This window comes from Lentzea sp. NPDC060358, assembly GCF_042725365.1.
In the GTDB taxonomy this organism is placed as follows: Bacteria; Actinomycetota; Actinomycetes; order Mycobacteriales; family Pseudonocardiaceae; genus Lentzea.
Genome location: NZ_JBHXCW010000412.1, coordinates 2,194 through 3,666, shown reverse-complemented (window position 1 = coordinate 3,666; position 1,473 = coordinate 2,194). Strand labels below are relative to the sequence as shown.

At 70.5% G+C, this 1,473-nt stretch carries 1 pseudogene; it reads left to right on the top strand.

Annotated features, from left to right (window positions below):
- Window positions 1–117 precede the first annotated feature (117 nt).
- Window positions 118–1,473: pseudogene (locus ACFWGZ_RS40190) on the top strand (hypothetical protein); the annotation flags it as partial.

Here is a 1,473-nt window from a genome sequence, read left to right as displayed (position 1 = left end):
CAGCCGCCGCCGGTGCGCGGGCGGCCCCGCGGCGCCGACGACGATGACGACGACAACCAGCCCTGGTAAGGAACAACGATGACAGCGCCACAAACTCCAATCGCGTCTCCTCCCGGCATGAACATCACCGAGGAGAACAAGCTCAAGGGCTCGCTGTTCATCGAGGCCTACGGCAGCCTCATCGACGGCATCAGCAAGGACGCGGAGTCGGAGACCGAGAAGGCCCTCGACATCACGTTCAACGCCATCGGTGCGGCCTCGGCCACGGTGATGCTCGCGATCGACCCCCTGGGCAGCATCATCGGCGCCGGTGTCGGCTGGTTGATCGAGCACGTGAGCTTCCTGCGCGACGCCCTGAACCAGGTGATGGGCAACCCGGAGGAGATCCAGGCCAACGTCGAGGCGAACAAGGCGCGGGCCGTCGAGCTCCGCCAGCTCGCCCAGGACCACAAGAGCGGCCTCGCGACGTTCGACGGCTGGACCGGTCAGTCGTCCGAGCGGTTCAAGACGTCGATGGACGGCATGTACCAGGAGCTCGACGAGCTCGCGAGCGCCGTCGAGACCAAGGCCAAGATCGTCGCGATCATGGGCATGCTGGTCACGGTGCTGCGCGACATCGTCCGCGACCTGATCGCCCAGCTGATCGGTTCGCTGATCGGTGGCGCCATCCTCGCGGCCGCCGCCATGATCCCGACCTTCGGCGCCTCGATCCCGATCTTCTGCGGCTTCGCGGTCGGCAAGGCCGTCGCGCTGGGCGTGAACATCGCGTCCCGCGTCGCCCGCGTCGTGGCGGCCCTCGGCCGTCAGATGAAGCGCATCGGCGACGTCGACGACATCATGAAGAAGATCAGCAAGGGCTGGCAGCGCTTCGAGAACGGCGCCGACGTCGCCGAGATCGGCTACGAGGGCTACAAGGCCCAGAACGACGTCGACAAGGCGGTCGACGGCGCGCGTGGCGGCAGTGGCGGCGGCCAGGGCACCGGTACCGGAGCCGCGACCGGCACGGGAACCGCCACGGCCAGCGTCGCCGGCGCCAAGATGATGGCGGACGCCAGCACCGCCCAGGCGACGCTGCAGAACCGCGTCGGCACCGTCCAGCCCGAGGGCTTCGCGACGGCCCGGATGGCCGACGCGCCCGTCCAGCCGACCGGCTTCGCCACGGCGCGGATGGCCGACGCGCCTGTCCAGCCGACCGGCTTCGCGACGGCCCGGATGGCCGACGCGCCTGTCCAGCCGACCGGCTTCGCCACCGCGCGGATGGCCGACGCGCCGCTCGAGCCGACGCAGGCCCACATGGCGATGCGCATGCCCGACGCTCCGCTGGAGCCCGCGCAGATGTCCCAGCGCATCGCCGCCGAGCCGGTGCAGCCGCTGCGGGCCGCGCACATGGCGGAGCCGATGCAGCCGCTTCAGCCGATGCAGGCCGCGCACATGGCGGAGCCGATGCAGCCGCTTCAGCCGATGCAGGCCGCG